The 16,565-nt window shown below is 69.6% G+C and carries 16 protein-coding genes and 1 pseudogene; 3 read left to right on the forward strand and 14 right to left on the reverse strand.

Features of this window, described 5'->3' with window-relative positions; all coding sequences use genetic code 11:
• Positions 1-7: 7 nt before the first annotated feature.
• A pseudogene (locus G3I78_RS52425) lies at positions 8-115 on the forward strand (DNA-binding response regulator); the annotation flags it as partial.
• Positions 116-120: 5 nt separating this feature from the next.
• Here the strand turns inward: G3I78_RS52425 and hisS are convergent.
• Both hisS and G3I78_RS40300 read right to left on the reverse strand, forming a co-directional pair.
• Positions 121-1,383, reverse strand: a complete 1,263-nt coding sequence (gene hisS, locus G3I78_RS40295) for a histidine--tRNA ligase (protein WP_164434254.1) — start codon at positions 1,381-1,383, stop codon at positions 121-123.
• An 11-nt stretch (positions 1,384-1,394) separates the two neighbouring features.
• The gene (locus tag G3I78_RS40300) at positions 1,395-2,108 is read right to left on the reverse strand and encodes an MBL fold metallo-hydrolase (RefSeq protein WP_164434256.1); all 714 of its coding nucleotides are present in this window, start codon (positions 2,106-2,108) and stop codon (positions 1,395-1,397) included.
• Positions 2,109-2,288: 180 nt separating this feature from the next.
• On the opposite strand from G3I78_RS40300, the gene G3I78_RS40305 reads away from it, so the two are divergent.
• Positions 2,289-3,107, forward strand: coding sequence for a peptidylprolyl isomerase (locus G3I78_RS40305; RefSeq protein ID WP_164434259.1), 819 nt, complete (start codon positions 2,289-2,291; stop codon positions 3,105-3,107).
• Positions 3,108-3,242: 135 nt separating this feature from the next.
• Entirely contained in the window at positions 3,243-4,472 is a 1,230-nt protein-coding gene (locus G3I78_RS40310; RefSeq protein WP_164434261.1) for a DUF349 domain-containing protein, read from the forward strand.
• 92 nt (positions 4,473-4,564) lie between these two features.
• Here G3I78_RS40310 and G3I78_RS40315 read toward each other — a convergent pair whose 3' ends face one another.
• The 12 genes from G3I78_RS40315 to G3I78_RS40375 all read right to left on the reverse strand — a co-directional run bounded on the left by G3I78_RS40315 (position 4,565) and on the right by G3I78_RS40375 (position 16,565).
• Positions 4,565-7,096: a bifunctional (p)ppGpp synthetase/guanosine-3',5'-bis(diphosphate) 3'-pyrophosphohydrolase gene (locus G3I78_RS40315; protein ID WP_164434263.1), complete on the reverse strand. Its 2,532-nt coding sequence runs from the start codon at positions 7,094-7,096 to the stop codon at positions 4,565-4,567.
• A gap of 227 nt (positions 7,097-7,323) precedes the next feature.
• Positions 7,324-7,863: an adenine phosphoribosyltransferase gene (locus G3I78_RS40325; protein ID WP_164434267.1), complete on the reverse strand. Its 540-nt coding sequence runs from the start codon at positions 7,861-7,863 to the stop codon at positions 7,324-7,326.
• Complete coding sequence (secF, locus tag G3I78_RS40330; protein WP_164434327.1) at positions 7,860-8,963, reverse strand: protein translocase subunit SecF; 1,104 nt, start codon at positions 8,961-8,963, stop codon at positions 7,860-7,862. The genes G3I78_RS40325 and secF overlap by 4 nt, the downstream gene beginning before the upstream one ends.
• 2 nt (positions 8,964-8,965) lie before the next feature.
• A complete protein-coding gene (gene secD / locus G3I78_RS40335; protein WP_343243968.1) occupies positions 8,966-10,726 on the reverse strand; it encodes a protein translocase subunit SecD in 1,761 nt (586 codons plus the stop codon).
• Positions 10,727-10,857: 131 nt separating this feature from the next.
• Entirely contained in the window at positions 10,858-11,367 is a 510-nt protein-coding gene (gene yajC, locus G3I78_RS40340) for a preprotein translocase subunit YajC (RefSeq protein WP_164434269.1), read from the reverse strand.
• 173 nt (positions 11,368-11,540) lie between these two features.
• Complete coding sequence (gene ruvB / locus G3I78_RS40345) at positions 11,541-12,617, reverse strand: Holliday junction branch migration DNA helicase RuvB (protein ID WP_164434271.1); 1,077 nt, start codon at positions 12,615-12,617, stop codon at positions 11,541-11,543.
• Between the two features lie 9 nt (positions 12,618-12,626).
• The gene (gene ruvA, locus G3I78_RS40350) at positions 12,627-13,232 is read right to left on the reverse strand and encodes a Holliday junction branch migration protein RuvA (RefSeq protein WP_164434273.1); all 606 of its coding nucleotides are present in this window, start codon (positions 13,230-13,232) and stop codon (positions 12,627-12,629) included.
• On the reverse strand, positions 13,229-13,780 hold the full coding sequence (ruvC, locus tag G3I78_RS40355; protein WP_164434275.1) for a crossover junction endodeoxyribonuclease RuvC: 552 nt from the start codon (positions 13,778-13,780) through the stop codon (positions 13,229-13,231). Before ruvC ends, ruvA begins: the two co-directional genes overlap by 4 nt.
• 121 nt (positions 13,781-13,901) lie before the next feature.
• On the reverse strand, positions 13,902-14,654 hold the full coding sequence (locus tag G3I78_RS40360; RefSeq protein ID WP_164434277.1) for a YebC/PmpR family DNA-binding transcriptional regulator: 753 nt from the start codon (positions 14,652-14,654) through the stop codon (positions 13,902-13,904).
• Positions 14,655-14,712: 58 nt separating this feature from the next.
• A complete protein-coding gene (gene pdxT / locus G3I78_RS40365; protein ID WP_164434279.1) occupies positions 14,713-15,309 on the reverse strand; it encodes a pyridoxal 5'-phosphate synthase glutaminase subunit PdxT in 597 nt (198 codons plus the stop codon).
• Complete coding sequence (gene pdxS / locus G3I78_RS40370) at positions 15,309-16,214, reverse strand: pyridoxal 5'-phosphate synthase lyase subunit PdxS (RefSeq protein WP_031043147.1); 906 nt, start codon at positions 16,212-16,214, stop codon at positions 15,309-15,311. The genes pdxT and pdxS overlap by 1 nt, the downstream gene beginning before the upstream one ends.
• A gap of 138 nt (positions 16,215-16,352) precedes the next feature.
• The gene (locus G3I78_RS40375; RefSeq protein ID WP_164434149.1) at positions 16,353-16,565 is read right to left on the reverse strand and encodes a DUF6210 family protein; all 213 of its coding nucleotides are present in this window, start codon (positions 16,563-16,565) and stop codon (positions 16,353-16,355) included.

Genomic DNA, 16,565 nt, shown 5'->3' on the forward strand with positions numbered 1-16,565 from the left:
AGACAGCATCGGGGAGTCGACGGTGAATACCCATCTCCCGCGGTTCTTCGCCGAGTTGAGCGTGGCCGACCGCACGGCAGCCGTCACCAGCGCCATGCGGTACGACCTCCTGGACCGACCTCAGCCCAGCCTCGACTCCAGCTCCGCCACGATCTCGTTGACCCCGATCGCCGTCTGCTCCCCGGACTCCATGTCCTTCAGCTGTACGACGCCCTCGGCGAGGTCGCGTTCACCGGCCACGACGGTGTAGCGCGCTCCGCTGCGGTTGGCGTTCTTCATGGCGCCCTTGAGGCCCTTGGCGCCGTAGGAGAAGTCCGCCGCGATGCCGACCTTGCGCAGTTCGGTGACCTTGGCGAACAGGATCCGGCGGGCCTCCTCGCCCAGCGGCACCGCGAACACGCTGGTGGTGGAGGGGAGTTCGAGCTCGACTCCCTCCGCCTCCAGCGCGAGGACCGTGCGGTCGACGCCGAGGGCCCAGCCCACGGACGGGAGGGCGGGGCCGCCGATCATCTCCGACAGGCCGTCGTAGCGGCCGCCGCCGCCCACCGCGGACTGGGAGCCCAGACCGTCGTGGACGAACTCGAAGGTCGTACGGGTGTAGTAGTCGAGGCCGCGCACCAGCTTGGGGTCGTCCTCGAAGGCCACGCCCGCCGCGGTGATCAGCTCACGGACCTCCTCGTGGTACGCCTTGCAGGCGTCGCAGAGGTAGTCGCGCAGCAGCGGGGCGTCGGCGAGCTGCTTCTGGACGTCCGGGCGCTTGTCGTCGAGGACGCGCAGCGGGTTGATGTCCGCGCGGCGCAGGGTCTCCTCGTCGAGGTCGAGGCCGCGCAGGAAGGTCTGGAGCGCCTCCCGGTACACCGGACGGCACTCCTTGTCGCCCAGGCTGTTGAGCAGGATCCGGAAGTTCCTGAGGCCCAGCGAGCGGTACGCCTGGTCGGCCAGGATGATCAGCTCGGCGTCCAGCGCCGGGTCCTCCGCACCGATCGCCTCGGCGCCGACCTGCGAGAAGTGGCGGTAACGGCCCTTCTGGGGGCGCTCGTAACGGTAGTACGAGCCGGAGTACCAGAGCTTGACGGGGAGGTTGCCCAGCTTGTGCAGGTTGGCCTCCAGCGCGGCGCGCAGGACGGAGGCCGTGCCCTCGGGGCGCAGGGCGAGCTTGTCGCCGCCCTTGGTCTCGAAGGCGTACATCTCCTTGGTCACGATGTCGGTCGACTCGCCGACACCGCGCGCGAACAGCTCGACGCTCTCGAAGCCGGGCGTCTCGATGTAGCCGTAGCCGGAGTTGCGCAGCGGCGCGGCGATCGCCTCACGGACGGCCAGGTACGTGGCACTGTCCGGCGGGATCAGGTCGTACGTGCCCTTGGGGGCCTGAAAGGTGCTCACGAAGTCTCTCGTCACATTCCTCGTCGGGGAGGGGTCTGCGAACCCGCTCCCTGGCCTGCGGCCACCTCCCGCAGATACGGGTTGGTGGCGCGCTCCTGGCCGATGGTCGTCTGGGGGCCGTGGCCGGACAGCACCACGGTCGAGTCGTCGAGCGGCAGGCACACGCGGGCCAGCGAGTCGAGCATCTCGGCCATGTCACCGCCGGGCAGGTCGGTGCGTCCGATGGAGCCGGCGAAGAGCAGATCCCCGGAGAAGAAGACCGACGGGATGTCGGCCTGCTCCGGCATCCGGAAGGTCACCGACCCCTTGGTATGGCCCGGCGCGTGCGCGACGGACAGCTCCAGGCCCGCCAGCTCCAGCTTGGTGCCGTCGGTCAGCACCCTGACGTCGTCCGGCTCGCCCACGGTGATCTCGCCCATCAGCGGCATGCCGATCGAGCGGCCGAGACCCATCGACGGGTCGCTCATCATGTACCGGTCCTCGGGGTGGATCCAGGCCGGCACGTCGTGCGCGCCGCAGACCGGGACGACCGAGGCCACATGGTCGATGTGGCCGTGGGTGAGGACGACGGCGACGGGCTTGAGCCGATGCTTCCTGAGCGCTTCCTCGACGCCTTCGGCGGCCTGGTGGCCGGGGTCGATGATCACGCACTCCTCACCGGCGGCGGGGGCGACGAGATAACAGTTCGTCCCCCAGGCCCCGGCGGGGAACCCGGCAATGAGCACGATCGTCCTCGTTTTGTGTCGGTACGGGCGGTCTTCCGGGCGGCTGCCCCAGTGGTCAGAGCCTACCGGCGCTGCCGATTCCTCAGCGAACCCATATACGGTACGGGGCACACGCAGGCGGTCGGCTCATAGGACGCATGCGTACCGGTCGGCGTACGAGACGCATGAGGAGAGAACCCCGTGGTCACCCAGGAACAGCGGAAGCGGCAGCTCGCGCGGGAGAAGTTCTTGCGGCAGCAGCAGCGGCGCACGGCCGCGCGTCGCAAGGCCCGTGTACGCAACTCTGTGATCGGGTCGGTGCTCGGCGTGATCCTGGTGGGCAGCCTGGCGCTCTACACGTCCGGGGTCATGAAGGACGACGACAAGGCGAGCGCCAGCGCGAAGACCAGCCCGAGCGCGGCGGCGACCAGCAAGGCGCCGGACCCGTGCGAGAAGGCCGCCGCCGGCAAGGTCAAGACGGAGACCTGGAAGAAGGAGCCGGCGATGACCATCGACAAGTCGGCGAAGTACACCTTCGAGCTGGCCACGACCTGCGGTGAGATCGACATCGCGCTGAAGACGTCGGCGGCCCCGCACACGGTGAACTCGTTCGACTTCCTGGCGGGCAAGGGCTTCTTCGACCACACGAAGTGCCACCGGCTGGTCACCAACGGCATCTACGTCCTTCAATGCGGCGACCCCACGGGCTCCGGCAGCGGCGGACCGGGCTACACCATCCCGGACGAGAACCTCAAGGACAAGAGCCTCAAGAGCAACGTCTACCCGGCGGGCACCGTCGCGATGGCGAACACCGGGCAGGCGCACACCGGCGGCAGCCAGTTCTTCCTCGTCTACCAGGACAGCCAGCTGCCGCCGAGCTACACCCCCTTCGGCACCATCTCGGAATCCGGTATGAAGGTGCTGAAGAAGATCGCCGCGGCCGGTGAGAGCACCGGAGCGGGCGACGGCGCACCGAACGCGACCGTCGTGATCAACAAGGCGACCGTCACCAAATCCTGACCGCCAACTGCGAAATTTCGGTCGCGCGGGATGCGGACAGGCAACCCGCCGGTCGCCTATGTTGGCCGTGACGAAACTGTGGACGATGCCCGGGGGCGCTGAAGCCTTCCGCAGGCATCATGTGGAGGAGGCGCTGTGAGCAGCGACCCGTGGGGCCGCGTCGACGAGACGGGGACCGTGTACGTGCGTACGGCCGACGGCGAGCAGGTCGTCGGTTCCTGGCAGGCCGGCTCCCCCGAGGAAGCCCTGGCCTACTTCGAGCGCAAGTACGAAGGCCTGGTTGTCGAGATCGGCCTCCTCGAGAAGCGTGTGAAGACCACCGACCTGTCCGCGAAGGACGCGCAGACCGCGATCGACCACATTCGCGAACAGGTCGTCGCACATCACGCGGTCGGCGACCTGGACGCGCTCAAGGTGCGGCTCGACAAGCTCGTGGAGACGGTCGACAAGCGTCGCGAGGAGCGCAAGCAGCAGCGCGCGAAGCAGTCCGACGAGGCCCGGCACTCCAAGGAGGCGCTGGTCGTCGAGGCGGAGGAGCTGGCCCAGTCCGACCAGTGGCGGGCGGCCGGTGAGCGACTGCGCGCCCTGGTGGACACCTGGAAGGGTCTGCCGCGCCTGGACCGCAAGTCGGACGACGAGCTGTGGCACCGCTTCTCGCACGCCCGCTCGGCGTTCTCCAAGCGCCGCAAGGCACACTTCGCGTCGCTCGACGCGCAGCGCGAGGACGCCCGCAAGACCAAGGAGCGCCTGGTCGGCGAGGCCGAGGCGCTGTCCGGGTCGACGGACTGGGGTCCCACGGCCGCGCGCTACCGCGAGCTGATGGCCGAGTGGAAGGCCGCGGGCCGCGCCCAGCGCGAGCACGAGGACGACCTGTGGAACCGCTTCCGCGGCGCCCAGGACGTGTTCTTCGCCGCCCGCAGCTCGGTCTTCGCCGAGCGGGACGCCGAGCAGTCCGAGAACCTCAAGCTCAAGGAGGAGTTGGCCGAGGAGGCCGAGAAGCTCCTGCCGATCGGCGACCTGAAGACGGCTCGCGCCGCCTTCCGCACGATCAACGAGCGCTGGGAGGCCATCGGCCACGTCCCGCGGGACGCCCGGCCGAAGGTCGAGGGCCGGATGCACGCGGTCGAGCGCGCCCTTCAGGACGCCGAGGAGACCGAGTGGCGCCGGACCAACCCGGAGGCACGCGCGCGTGCCGCGGGTCTGACCGGCCAGCTCCAGGCCGCCGTGGACAAGCTCCGCGGCCAGATCGACCAGGCGCGCTCCCAGGGCAACAACGCCAGGGCCGACAAGCTGGAGCGCGAGCTGGAGGGCCGCCAGGCGCTCCTGGACCAGGCTCTGAAGGGCCTGCACGAGTTCGGCGGCTGATCGGCACAGCCTCTGCTACGACGAGAAGGGCCCCGTACGTCGGTACGGGGCCCTTCTCGTCGTAGTCCTACGTCTTGAGGGCTGTACGGCCCTTACGACCTGCGCGCCGAGGTCACCCGGTACACGTCGTACACGCCCTCGACGCCCCGGACCGCCTTCAGGACGTGGCCCAGGTGCTTGGGGTCGCCCATCTCGAAGGTGAAGCGGGAGGTCGCGACGCGGTCGCGGGAGGTCTGGACGGCCGCGGAGAGGATGTTGACGTGCTGGTCGGACAGGACGCGGGTGACGTCCGAGAGGAGCCGGGAGCGGTCCAGCGCCTCGACCTGGATGGCGACCAGGAAGACCGAGGACTGGGTGGGCGCCCACTCGACCTCGAGGATGCGCTCGGGCTCGCGGGACAGTGACTCCACGTTGACGCAGTCGCTGCGGTGAACCGATACACCACTACCGCGGGTCACGAAGCCGATGATCGGGTCCCCGGGGACGGGTGTGCAGCAGCGGGCCAGCTTGACCCACACGTCCTCGACGCCCTTGACGATGACACCCGGGTCGGCGCTGGAGCGCCGCTTGCGACGGCTGCGGGTCGGCGGGACCGCTTCGTCGATCTCCTCGGTGGCCGCCTCCTCGCCGCCGAGCGCGGAGACCAGCTTCTGCACGACGTTCTGCGCGGACACATGGCCCTCGCCGATCGCCGCGTAGAGCGCGGAGATGTCCGGGTAGCGCATCTCGTGGGCGAGGGTGACCAGGGAGTCGCCGGTGAGGATGCGCTGGATCGGCAGGTTCTGCTTGCGCATCGCGCGGACGATGGCGTCCTTGCCCTGCTCGATCGCCTCGTCGCGGCGCTCCTTGGAGAACCAGGCGCGGATCTTGTTGCGGGCCCTCGGCGACTTGACGAAGTTCAGCCAGTCCCGGGAGGGTCCGGCGCCGGGTGCCTTGGAGGTGAAGACCTCGACCAGGTCTCCGTTGTCCAAGGTCGACTCCAACGGCACCAGACGGCCGTTGACGCGTGCTCCTATCGTGCGGTGGCCCACCTCGGTGTGCACCGCGTAGGAGAAGTCCACCGGGGTGGCCCCGGCCGGCAGCGCTATGACATCGCCCTTGGGCGTGAAGACGAAGACCTCGTTGCGGGAGAGGTCGAAGCGCAGGGACTCCAGGAACTCCCCGGGGTCCTCGGTCTCCTTCTGCCAGTCCAGGAGCTGGCGCAGCCACGCCATGTCGTTGAGGTGGTCGTCCTTGCCGGTGGTCCTCGGCTGGTCCGAGCGGACCTTGGAGGTACCGGCGACGGCCTCCTGCTTGTACTTCCAGTGCGCGGCGATGCCGTACTCGGCGCGGCGGTGCATGTCGAAGGTGCGGATCTGGAGCTCGACCGGCTTGCCGTTGGGCCCGATGACCGTCGTGTGGAGCGACTGGTACATGTTGAACTTGGGCATCGCGATGTAGTCCTTGAACCGCCCCGGAACCGGGTTCCAGCGGGCGTGGACCGTGCCGAGCGCCGCGTAGCAGTCGCGGACGGTGTCGACGAGGACCCGGATGCCGACGAGGTCGTAGATCTCCGCGAAGTCACGGCCGCGGACGATCATCTTCTGGTAGACGCTGTAGTAGTGCTTCGGGCGTCCGGTGACGGTGGCCTTGATCCGGGCCGCGCGCAGGTCGGACTGCACCTCGTCGGTCACTATGGCCAGGTACTCGTCACGCTTCGGTGCCCGCTCGGCCACCAGCCGTACGATCTCGTCGTACATCTTGGGGTAGAGGATCGCGAAGGCGAGGTCCTCCAGCTCCCACTTGATGGTGTTCATGCCGAGGCGGTGGGCGAGCGGGGCGTAGATCTCCAGCGTCTCGCGCGCCTTCTTCTCCTGCTTCTCGCGCTTGAGGTAGCGCATGGTGCGCATGTTGTGCAGGCGGTCGGCGAGCTTGATGACCAGGACGCGGGGGTCCTTCGCCATGGCTACGACCATCTTGCGCACGGTCTCGGCCTGCGCGGCCTCGCCGAACTTGACCTTGTCCAGCTTGGTGACGCCGTCGACGAGCAGGGCGACCGAGTCGCCGAAGTCGCGGCGGAGCTGGTCGAGGCCGTACTCGGTGTCCTCGACGGTGTCGTGCAGCAGGCCCGCCATGAGGGTGGCCGGGTCCATGCCGAGCTCGGCGAGGATCGTGGTCACCGCGAGCGGGTGCGTGATGTACGGGTCGCCGCTCTTGCGCTTCTGGCCGCGGTGCCAGCGCTCGGCGACCTGGTAGGCCTTCTCGATCTGGCGGAGCGTGGCCGTCTCGATCTTCGGGTCGTTGCTGCGCACTATCCGCAGCAGGGGCTCCAGGACCGGGTTGTACGGGTTGGAGCGCTGGACGCCGAGGCGGGCCAGACGGGCGCGGACGCGGTTGGAGGAGCCGGTGCGGGCGGGCTGGCCCGTGTTCGGGCGGACCGCGGGGGCCGAGGACGTGGGGCGCTCGGCGGGGGCGGGCTTGGGCCTGGCGGCCTCGGCCGGCTTGTCGACGGGCGCGGACTGGGCGTGCTCGACCGGCCCGCGGGCGTCGTTCGTCGCGTTCTTCGCGTCCGGCGCGGGCTTCGCCGCGGGCGCCGAGGCGGGCTCGGGCTTGGCGGCGGTCAGTGGCTGGGCCTCGTCTGGCAAGAGGACTCCTCGTGCGCGATCCGGGTCCCCAGGTCAGGCTCCGGAGACCCCATGGTAGCGATCCCGGGCCCGGGGATCGCCTCCAGCCTGATGTGAGGGACGTCTACCTCTGAAACAAGAGAGGCCGCCATGGGAATTCCGGGGGCGCCGGGCACCCGCTCCCCCATACGAAACGGCCGTCCCCGGAAATCCGGGGACGGCCGTCCTGTGAGCATCGGTGCTGTCGGTCAGACCACCAGCAGCGCTTCCAGCGGAGCCCCCGCAAGGGCCGGCTCCAGACGGGCCCGCCCGTCCAGGAAACCCAGCTCCATCAGGACCGCGAGACCGGCGACCTCCGCGCCCGCGCGGCGGATCAGCTCGATGGACGCCTCGGCGGTACCCCCCGTGGCCAGCACGTCGTCGACGATGAGAACGCGGTCGGCGGCGGACAGGTCCTCCGGGTGGACCTCGATCTCCGCCGAGCCGTACTCCAGGTCGTACGCCTGGCTGAGGGTCGCTCCGGGGAGCTTGCCCGCCTTGCGTACGGGGATGAAGCCGAGGCCCGCGCGGACGGCGACCGGGGCGCCCAGGATGAAGCCCCGGGCCTCCAGGCCGACGATCTTCGTGGCACCGGTGCTCGCGGCGACCGCCGCCAGCGCGTCGGTGAGCGCGGTGAAGGCCGCCGGGTCCGCCAGCAGCGGGGTGATGTCCTTGAACATCACGCCCGGCTCCGGATAGTCGGCCACATCGCGGATACGGCTGAGCAGCAGCTCCTGGACGTCCGTCATCGGCGCTTCCCCGAGGGACGGCCACGGCCCCGGCCGCGGGACGCGGGCTGGGTGCGCGGACCGACCACGGCGTGGGCGTCGTCGTCCGGGCCGTCGGCGACGGGACGGGCGTCCGCGATCTCCTCCTCGGCGCCGGCCTGGGCACGCTTGGCCAGGACCCGCTTCTTGAGGGACTTCATCGCCGGCTCGAGTTCCTTGAGGTCGGCGACGAGCGGGGTGGCGATGAAGATCGAGGAGTACGCACCGGCGGCGAGGCCGACGAACAGCGACAGCGAGATGTCGTTGAGCGTGCCCGCGCCGAGGAAGCCGCCGCCGATGAACAGCAGGCCCGCCACCGGCAGCAGCGCGACCACCGTGGTGTTGATGGAGCGGACCAGGGTGCTGTTGATCGAGCGGTTGGCGATGTCGCTGTAGGTCCAGCGGTTCTGCTTGGTGATGTCCTTCGTCTGCTCCTTGAGGGAGTCGAAGACGACCACCGTGTCGTAGAGCGAGTAACCGAGGATGGTCAGCAGACCGATCACCGTGCCCGGTGTGACCTCGAAGCCGACGAGGGCGTAGATGCCGACGGTGATGGTGATGTCGTGGATCAGGGCGACGAGTGCCGCGATGGCCATGCGCCACTCGAAGGCGATCGCCAGATAGATCACGACGAGGACCATGAAGATCGCCAGACCCTGCCAGGCCTTGTTGGCGATCTGGTCGCCCCAGCTGGGACCGACGAGGTCGGCGGCGATGGTCTCCGGGTCGACCTTGAAGTCCTTGGCCAGGTCGGTCTTGATCTGGTCGGACTGCTTGGTGTCCATGCCGGCGATCTGGATGCGCAGCGTGCCGTTGCCGAGCTTCTGCACGACGGCGTCGTGGCCGGAGGCCGCCTTCGCGTAGTCCTCGGCCTGGGAGACGGAGACGCTGGTCTTCTCGGTGGTGAAGACCGCGCCGCCCTGGAAGTCGATGCCCATGTTCAGGCCGCGTACCGCGAGGCCCACGATCGCCGTGATGGTGATCAGGATCGAGATGCCGTACCAGAGCTTGCGGTGACCGATGAAGTCGTAGCTGATCTCGCCACGGTGCAGTCGGGCGCCGAGGTTGCCGAGTTTCGACATGCTCACGCCTCCTTCGTCTCAACGGGGGCGGCGGGACGGCGAGTTCGCCGCAGCGGCGGCTGCGCACCGAGGCTCTTCGGGTCGAGGCCGGACCACTTGTGGCCGCTCGCGAAGAACTTCCGGCGGGCGAGGAGCGTCATCAGCGGCTTGGTGAAGAAGAAGACCACGACGACGTCGAGCACGGTGGTCAGACCCAGCGTGAACGCGAAGCCCTGGACCTTGCCGACGGTCACGACGAACAGCACCGCGGCGGCGAGGAACGACACGAAGTCGGAGACCAGGATGGTGCGCCGGGCACGCGGCCAGGCCCGCTCGACGGCGGGGCGCAGCGTACGGCCCTCGCGGATCTCGTCGCGGATGCGTTCGAAGTACACGATGAACGAGTCCGCGGTGATACCGATCGCGACGATGGCACCGCACACGGCCGGCAGGTTCAGCGCGAAGCCGATGGCCGGGCCGAGCAGCGACATCAGCACATAGGTGAGGATGCCGGAGACCAGCAGCGAGGCCATCGCGACGATCGACAGGCCGCGGTAGTACGCCACCAGGTAGATGACGACCAGGAGGAGGCCGATCGCGCCGGCGAGGAGACCGGCGTGCAGCTGGTCACCGCCGAGCGCCGCGGTCACCGTGGTCACGCTCTGCTCCTGGAAGGAGAGCGGGAGGGCGCCGTACGACAGCATGTTGGCGAGGCTCTGGGCCTCTTCCTGGGTGAAGCTGCCGGAGATCTGCGCGTTGCCGCCGGTGATGGCTCCCTGCACGTACGGGCTGGAGACGACCTCGCCGTCGAGCACGATGCCGAACTCGTTCTGCGGCTGGGTGTTCTTCGCGAGCTGGCCGGTGATGTCGGCGAACTTGTCGGCGCCCTTGCCGGTGAAGGTCATGGTGACCTGCCAGCCGGCGGCGGTCTGGGTGTCGAAGACCGCCTGGGCCTTCTTCACCTCGGTGCCGTCGACGGCGGCGGGGCCGAGCAGGTACTTGTACCAGACGCCGGAGATCTCGCCGCAGCCCACGGTGGTGTCGGTCGGCTTGGCGCCGTCGCCCGCGGTGTTGCGCTGCGCCTGCTTCGAGCAGTCCAGAGCGGTGTACGCGGCCTGGAGCTTGGCGTCGGCGGTGGAGGCGGTGCCGCCGCTCGCGGAGGCGGACGGGGACGCGGAGCCCGACGGGGTCGAGGACGGCGACGGCGTGGAGTCGGCCTTCAGAGCGTCGCCGGCCGCGCGGCCCTGCGAGGTGGGGGTGGCCGACGGGGAGGACGACGAGGTCGCCTTCTCACCGGTGCCGGACTTGCTCGCGGACGGGCTCGGTGAGGCGGTGGACCCGCTGGCCGACGCGCTCGGCGACGAGGTGGCCGCGGCGCTGCCGGTGGCCTCCTGGGCCAGGACCGGGCGGAAGTACAGCTTGGCGGTGGTGCCGACCTGGTCGCGGGCCTCCTTGGAGTTGGTGCCCTTGGGGATGTTCACGATGATGTTGCGATCACCCTGGGTCTGCACCTCCGCCTCGGAGACGCCAAGACCGTTGACACGGCGGTTCATGATGTCGACCGCGGTGTCCATGTTGGCCTTGTTGATCGCGGATCCCTGGTCGGCCTTGGCCTCCAGCGTGATGCTGGTACCGCCGGCGAGGTCGATGCCGAGACGCGGGGTGGTGTGTCCGGAGAGGAACATTCCACCGGTGAGCGCCACGATGGCGATCAGGATCAGGGCCAGCGCGCGCCCCGGCTTGCTCTGGGCACTCGCGCTCCGGCCCCTTTTAGGTGCTGCCACCTTCTCGTACTCCCTCTCGGGCCGCTCTCGCGCCGGATCGGCGGGCGGACGGCCATGGCATGGTTAGGGATCCCGTGCGAGCTGCGCAGGTCCCGGGCGCGCGGAACCGGTCCGCGCGCCCGGGAGTGCGGCTACTTCGCGTCGGAGTCGCCGTCGGTCTTCTTCGGCTCGTCGTCCGACTTCGCCTCGGCGGCCTCGGTGGGCGCTTCGTCGGCGGGCTCTTCGGCCGTGTCCTTCTTACCGAGGTCGACGGACTTGTCGTCGGAGGCGGCGGCAGCTTCGTCGGCGGACTCGTCGGAGTCGGTGAGGGAGGAGGCGTCGTCCGGGACCACGTCGGAGTCGGACTTCAGGTCGTGCTCGATGCCGTGGACGATGCGGTTGTACTCGTCGTCGGTCAGGACGGCACCGATGGCGTTCTTCGCGAAGAGCAGGTCCACACCCGGGCCCGCGTCGAGCAGGACGGTGTCCTCGCCGACCTCCTTGACCGTGGCGTACATACCCCCGATCGTGCGGACGCCGCTGCCGGGCTGCATGTCGTTCCGCATGTTGGCGGCGGCCTGCTGCTTCTTCTTGGCAGACCGGGTCATCAGGAACATGGCCCCGATGAGCACGATGAACGGGAGGAGGGTCACGAGACTCACGGGTCGGAACTTCCTTCACGCGACCGCGAGGTGAGCGGCCTGATGGTTGGGGGTATGCATGCCGCCGACAAAGGCGGCATCGGCGGAGTCTAAGCGAGTCCGCGCGCATGGAACAACGCTCAGCATCGCACCTGGGTTCCGCACCCGGCCAATGCCGGGCCGTCACGATGCCGTCACGTCCCGAACAGGTCCCCTTGTCCGTTTCCTGTGGACGCCGGGCGGGGCGGGGTGAGGCCGAGATGCGCCCATGCGGCGGGAGTGGCGACCCGGCCGCGCGGAGTGCGGGCGAGCAGGCCCTCCCGGACCAGGAAGGGCTCGGCCACCTCTTCGACGGTCTCGCGCTCCTCCCCCACCGCGACGGCGAGCGTGGACAGGCCGACCGGGCCGCCGCCGAACAGCTTGAGCAGCGCCTCCAGGACCCCGCGGTCGAGGCGGTCGAGGCCGCGGGGGTCGACCTCGTAGACCTTCAGGGCGGCCGCGGCGATGTCGCGGGTGATGATCCCGTCGGCCTTGACCTGGGCATAGTCGCGCACCCGGCGCAGCAGGCGGTTGGCGATCCGGGGCGTGCCGCGGGAGCGTCCGGCGATCTCGGCGGCGCCGTCGGACCCGATCTCGACGTCGAGGAGGTTGGCGGAGCGGTGGATGACACGCTCCAGTTCGGCCGGTTCGTAGAACTCCATGTGCGCGGTGAAGCCGAAGCGGTCGCGCAGCGGGGGCGGCAGCAGGCCCGCGCGCGTGGTGGCGCCGACCAGGGTGAAGGGCGGCAGCTCCAGCGGGATGGCGGTGGCGCCAGGGCCCTTGCCGACGATGACGTCGACGCGGAAGTCCTCCATCGCCATGTAGAGCATCTCCTCGGCGGGCCGGGACATGCGGTGGATCTCGTCGAGGAAGAGGACCTCGCCCTCCTGGAGGGAGGAGAGGATCGCGGCGAGGTCGCCGGCGTGCTGGATGGCGGGGCCGCTGGTGATGCGGATCGGGGCGCCCATCTCGGCCGCGATGATCATCGAGAGGGTGGTCTTGCCGAGGCCAGGGGCGCCGGAGAGCAGCACGTGGTCGGCGGTGGCCCCCCGCGCGCGGGCCGCCCTGAGCACCAGGTCGAGCTGTTCGCGGACCTTCTCCTGGCCGATGAACTCGTCCAGGTCCTTGGGGCGCAGGGCGGCCTCGACGGCCTGGTCCTCACGGTCGGCGACAGAGCCCACCAGCCGCTCGGCGGCGGAGGCTGTCTCGTCGGTCGTGTCGTCCCAGTTCACTGACGTCTCCTAGCGCGCGCGGTTCAGGGTTTGCAGGGCGGCCTTCAGCAGCTGGCCGACCTGGGGCGTGCCCTCGGCCGCCTCCGCCTGCGGGGATACGGCGGTGACGGCCTCGTCGGCCTCGCGGGTGGCGTATCCGAGGCCGATCAGGGCGGCGTGCAGCTGGTCGCGCCAGCCCTGGGTGACCGGGGCGCCGATCGCGGGGGCGCCGATGGGCTCGCCGAGCCGGTCCTTCAGCTCCAGGAGCAGCTTCTGGGCGCCCTTCTTGCCGATGCCGGGCACGGCGATCAGGGCCTTCTCGTCACCGGTGGCGACCGCCCTGCGCAGGGCGTCGGGCGCGTGCACGGCGAGCATGGCCTGGGCGAGTCGCGGGCCGACTCCGCTGGCGGTCTGGAGCAGTTCGAACACCTGGCGCTCGTCGTCGTCGACGAAGCCGTACAGGGTGAGGGAGTCCTCGCGTACGACCAGGGAGGTGGCGAGCTTCGCCGGCTTGCCGAGGCGGAGGGTCGACAGCGTGTTCGGCGTGCAGTTCACCGCCATGCCGACACCGCCGACCTCGACCACCGCGGCGTCGGGTGCGAGTGCGGCGATCGTGCCGCTCACGAAGGCGATCATGCCGTACGGCCTTTCCGTGCTGTGGTCCGTGCTGTGGCCGTGTGCTGGGCCACGGCCTGCTGGAGTCGGTTCTGGGCGGGGGCGCGCCAGATGTGGCAGATGGCGAGCGCGAGGGCGTCGGCGGCGTCGGCAGGCTTGGGCGGTGCGTCGAGCCGCAGCAGCCGGGTGACCATGGCACCGACCTGGGCCTTGTCGGCGCGACCGCTGCCGGTGACGGCGGCCTTGACCTCGCTCGGGGTGTGCAGGGCGACGGGGATGCCGCGGCGGGCGGCGCACAGCATCGCGACGGCACTGGCCTGGGCGGTGCCCATCACGGTCCGGACGTTGTGCTGGCTGAACACCCGCTCCACGGCGACGCATTCGGGCCGGTGTTCGTCCAGCCACTGCTCGATGCCCTGCTCGACGGCGACGAGGCGCTGCCCCAACTCGGCGTCCGGGGGCGTGCGGACGACCCCGACGCCGATCATCGTGAGTGGCCTTCCTGCGACGCCCTCGACGACTCCGACACCGCATCGCGTGAGTCCGGGGTCCACCCCGAGTACCCGCACCGCGCCCCCCTTCGTTCGATCGCCTGTTTGTGCAGGCTATCGGGTGGCACCGACAACTCCCGACAACGCGACGGGCCGACGGGGTGTGTCCCGTCGGCCCGTTCGATTCCGGAGCGTCGGCTCAGGCGTCGACCTTCTCCATGACCTCGTCGCTCACGTCGAAGTTGGCGAAGACGTTCTGGACGTCGTCGCTGTCCTCCAGGGCGTCGATCAGCCGGAAGATCTTGCGCGCGCCCTCCTCGTCCAGCTCGACCTGCATGGTCGGGACGAAGTTGGCCTCGGCGGAGTCGTAGTCGATGCCGGCGTCCTGGAGGGCGGTGCGGACGGCGACCATGTCGGTGGCCTCGCTGAGCACCTCGAAGGACTCGCCGAGGTCGTTGACCTCCTCGGCGCCCGCGTCCAGGACGGCACCGAGGACGTCGTCCTCGGACAGCTCGCCCTTGGGGACGATGACGACGCCCTTGCGGTTGAAGAGGTAGGACACCGAGCCCGGGTCGGCCATGTTGCCGCCGTTGCGCGTCATGGCGACGCGGACGTCGGAGGCGGCGCGGTTGCGGTTGTCGGTGAGGCACTCGATGAGCACCGCGACACCGTTGGGGCCGTAGCCCTCGTACATGATCGTCTCGTAGTCGGCGCCGCCGGCCTCGAGACCGCCGCCTCGCTTGACCGCGGAGTCGATGTTCTTGTTCGGGACCGACTGCTTCTTCGCCTTCTGGATGGCGTCGTACAGGGTCGGGTTGCCCTCGATGTCGACGCCGCCCATACGGGCCGCGACCTCGATGTTCTTGATCAGCTTCGCGAAGAGCTTGCCGCGCTTGGCGTCGATCACGGCCTTCTTGTGCTTCGTCGTAGCCCATTTAGAGTGGCCGGACATCTGCCTGTCTCCTTCGCGTAACCCAACCAAACAACGAACGCCTGAGATCCTACAAGGACTACGGCGTCCGGTTCGCGCGCACCATGTCGACAAAGAGGGCGTGCACGCGGTGGTCGCCGGTCAGTTCCGGATGGAACGACGTGGCGAGCGCGTTGCCCTGCCGTACGGCGACGATGTGGCCGTCGTGCTCGGCGAGCACCTCGGTCTCGGCGCCGACGGACTCGACCCAGGGAGCGCGGATGAAGACGCCCTCCACGGGATCGCCCTCGACGCCCTTCACGTCGACCGCCGCCTCGAAGGACTCGTTCTGACGTCCGAAGGCGTTGCGGCGCACGATCATGTCGATGCCGCCGATCGTCTCCTGGCCCGAGCGCGGGTCGAGGATCTTGTCGGCGAGCATGATCAGGCCCGCGCAGGTGCCGTAGACGGGCATGCCGTCCCGCACGCGCGCGCGTAGGGGCTCCATCACGCCGAACAGGACGGCCAGCTTGGAGATGGTGGTGGACTCGCCGCCGGGGATGACGAGGCCGTCGACCTCGGCGAGTTCCTCGGGGCGCCTGACCGGCCTGGCCACGGCGTCGGCCGCGGCCAGGGCGATCAGGTGCTCCCGGACGTCTCCCTGGAGTGCGAGCACTCCGATCACGGGATCGGTCATCACCAGCCTCGGTTCGCGTAACGCTCGGCCTCGGGGAGGGTGTCGCAGTTGATGCCGACCATGGCCTCGCCGAGGTTGCGGGACGCGTCGGCGATGATCTTCGGGTCGTCGTAGAAGGTGGTGGCCTTCACGATGGCGGCGGCGCGCTTGGCGGGGTCGCCGGACTTGAAGATGCCGGAGCCGACGAAGACGCCCTCGGCGCCGAGCTGGCGCATCAGGGCCGCGTCGGCGGGGGTGGCGACACCGCCGGCGGAGAACAGCACGACCGGGAGCTTGCCGAGCTCGGCGACCTCCTTGACCAGCTCGTACGGGGCGCGCAGGTCCTTGGCGGCGGCGTACAGCTCGTTGTTGTCGTAGCCGCGCAGACGGGCGATCTCGTTCTTGATCTGGCGCAGGTGGCGGACGGCCTCGACGACGTTGCCGGTGCCGGCCTCGCCCTTGGAGCGGATCATGGCCGCGCCCTCGGCGATGCGGCGCAGGGCCTCGCCCAGGTTGGTGGCACCGCAGACGAAGGGGGTCGTGAAGGCGAACTTGTCGCTGTGGTTGACCTCGTCGGCCGGGGTGAGGACCTCGGACTCGTCGATGTAGTCGACGCCGAGCGACTGAAGGACCTGGGCCTCGACGAAGTGGCCGATGCGGGACTTCGCCATGACCGGGATGGACACGGCCTCGATGATGCCCTCGATCATGTCCGGGTCGGACATCCGGGCCACGCCGCCGTCCTTGCGGATGTCGGCCGGGACCCGCTCCAGGGCCATGACAGCGACGGCGCCCGCATCCTCGGCGATCTTCGCCTGCTCCGGCGTGACGACGTCCATGATGACGCCGCCCTTGAGCTGCTCAGCCATACCGCGCTTCACGCGCGCGGTGCCGGTCTCGGGAGCCTGGTTCTCGGTGCTGGACACGGGGTGACCTCGCTGAAGTGAAAGGGGATTACTGCACACCGAGGAAACGTCACCGCAGCAGGCCACAGCAAGGGCCAATGGGGAGCCGGTGGATCGTTTTGGCACGCCGGGGGCCTGGTCGGTAGGAGTTCTCCCAGATCAGCATGCCTGCCCGTCCGGGGTGAGAACCGGCACCCACGCCTCGTCGGGCTCGGCCAGGCGGGACTCGTCGAGGACCAGGGGCGCGGGACGGCATGTCTCAGCCGCTCCAGCAGGTGGGGTGGCCAGGTCAGCCCGTCCCCACCCCTTGAGGACGAGGACGGTGCCGTTGCCCTCCAGGTCGACGAGGACGCGTCGTCCGGCGTCGGCCAT

This window comes from Streptomyces sp. SID13726, from assembly GCF_010548375.1.
Taxonomy (GTDB): domain Bacteria; phylum Actinomycetota; class Actinomycetes; order Streptomycetales; family Streptomycetaceae; genus Streptomyces.

Excerpts from the sequence above, each read along its gene's own strand:
- G3I78_RS40375 (WP_164434149.1), bottom strand. The coding sequence starts at position 16,565 with ATGGCCGACGCCGGACGACGCGTCCTCGTCGACCTGGAGGGCAACGGC.
- secF (WP_164434327.1), bottom strand. The coding sequence starts at position 8,963 with ATGTCGAAACTCGGCAACCTCGGCGCCCGACTGCACCGTGGCGAGATC.
- ruvA (WP_164434273.1), bottom strand. The coding sequence starts at position 13,232 with ATGATCGCCTTCGTGAGCGGCACGATCGCCGCACTCGCACCCGACGCC.
- G3I78_RS40325 (WP_164434267.1), bottom strand. The coding sequence starts at position 7,863 with ATGACGGACGTCCAGGAGCTGCTGCTCAGCCGTATCCGCGATGTGGCC.
- G3I78_RS40360 (WP_164434277.1), bottom strand. The coding sequence starts at position 14,654 with ATGTCCGGCCACTCTAAATGGGCTACGACGAAGCACAAGAAGGCCGTG.
- pdxT (WP_164434279.1), bottom strand. The coding sequence starts at position 15,309 with ATGACCGATCCCGTGATCGGAGTGCTCGCACTCCAGGGAGACGTCCGG.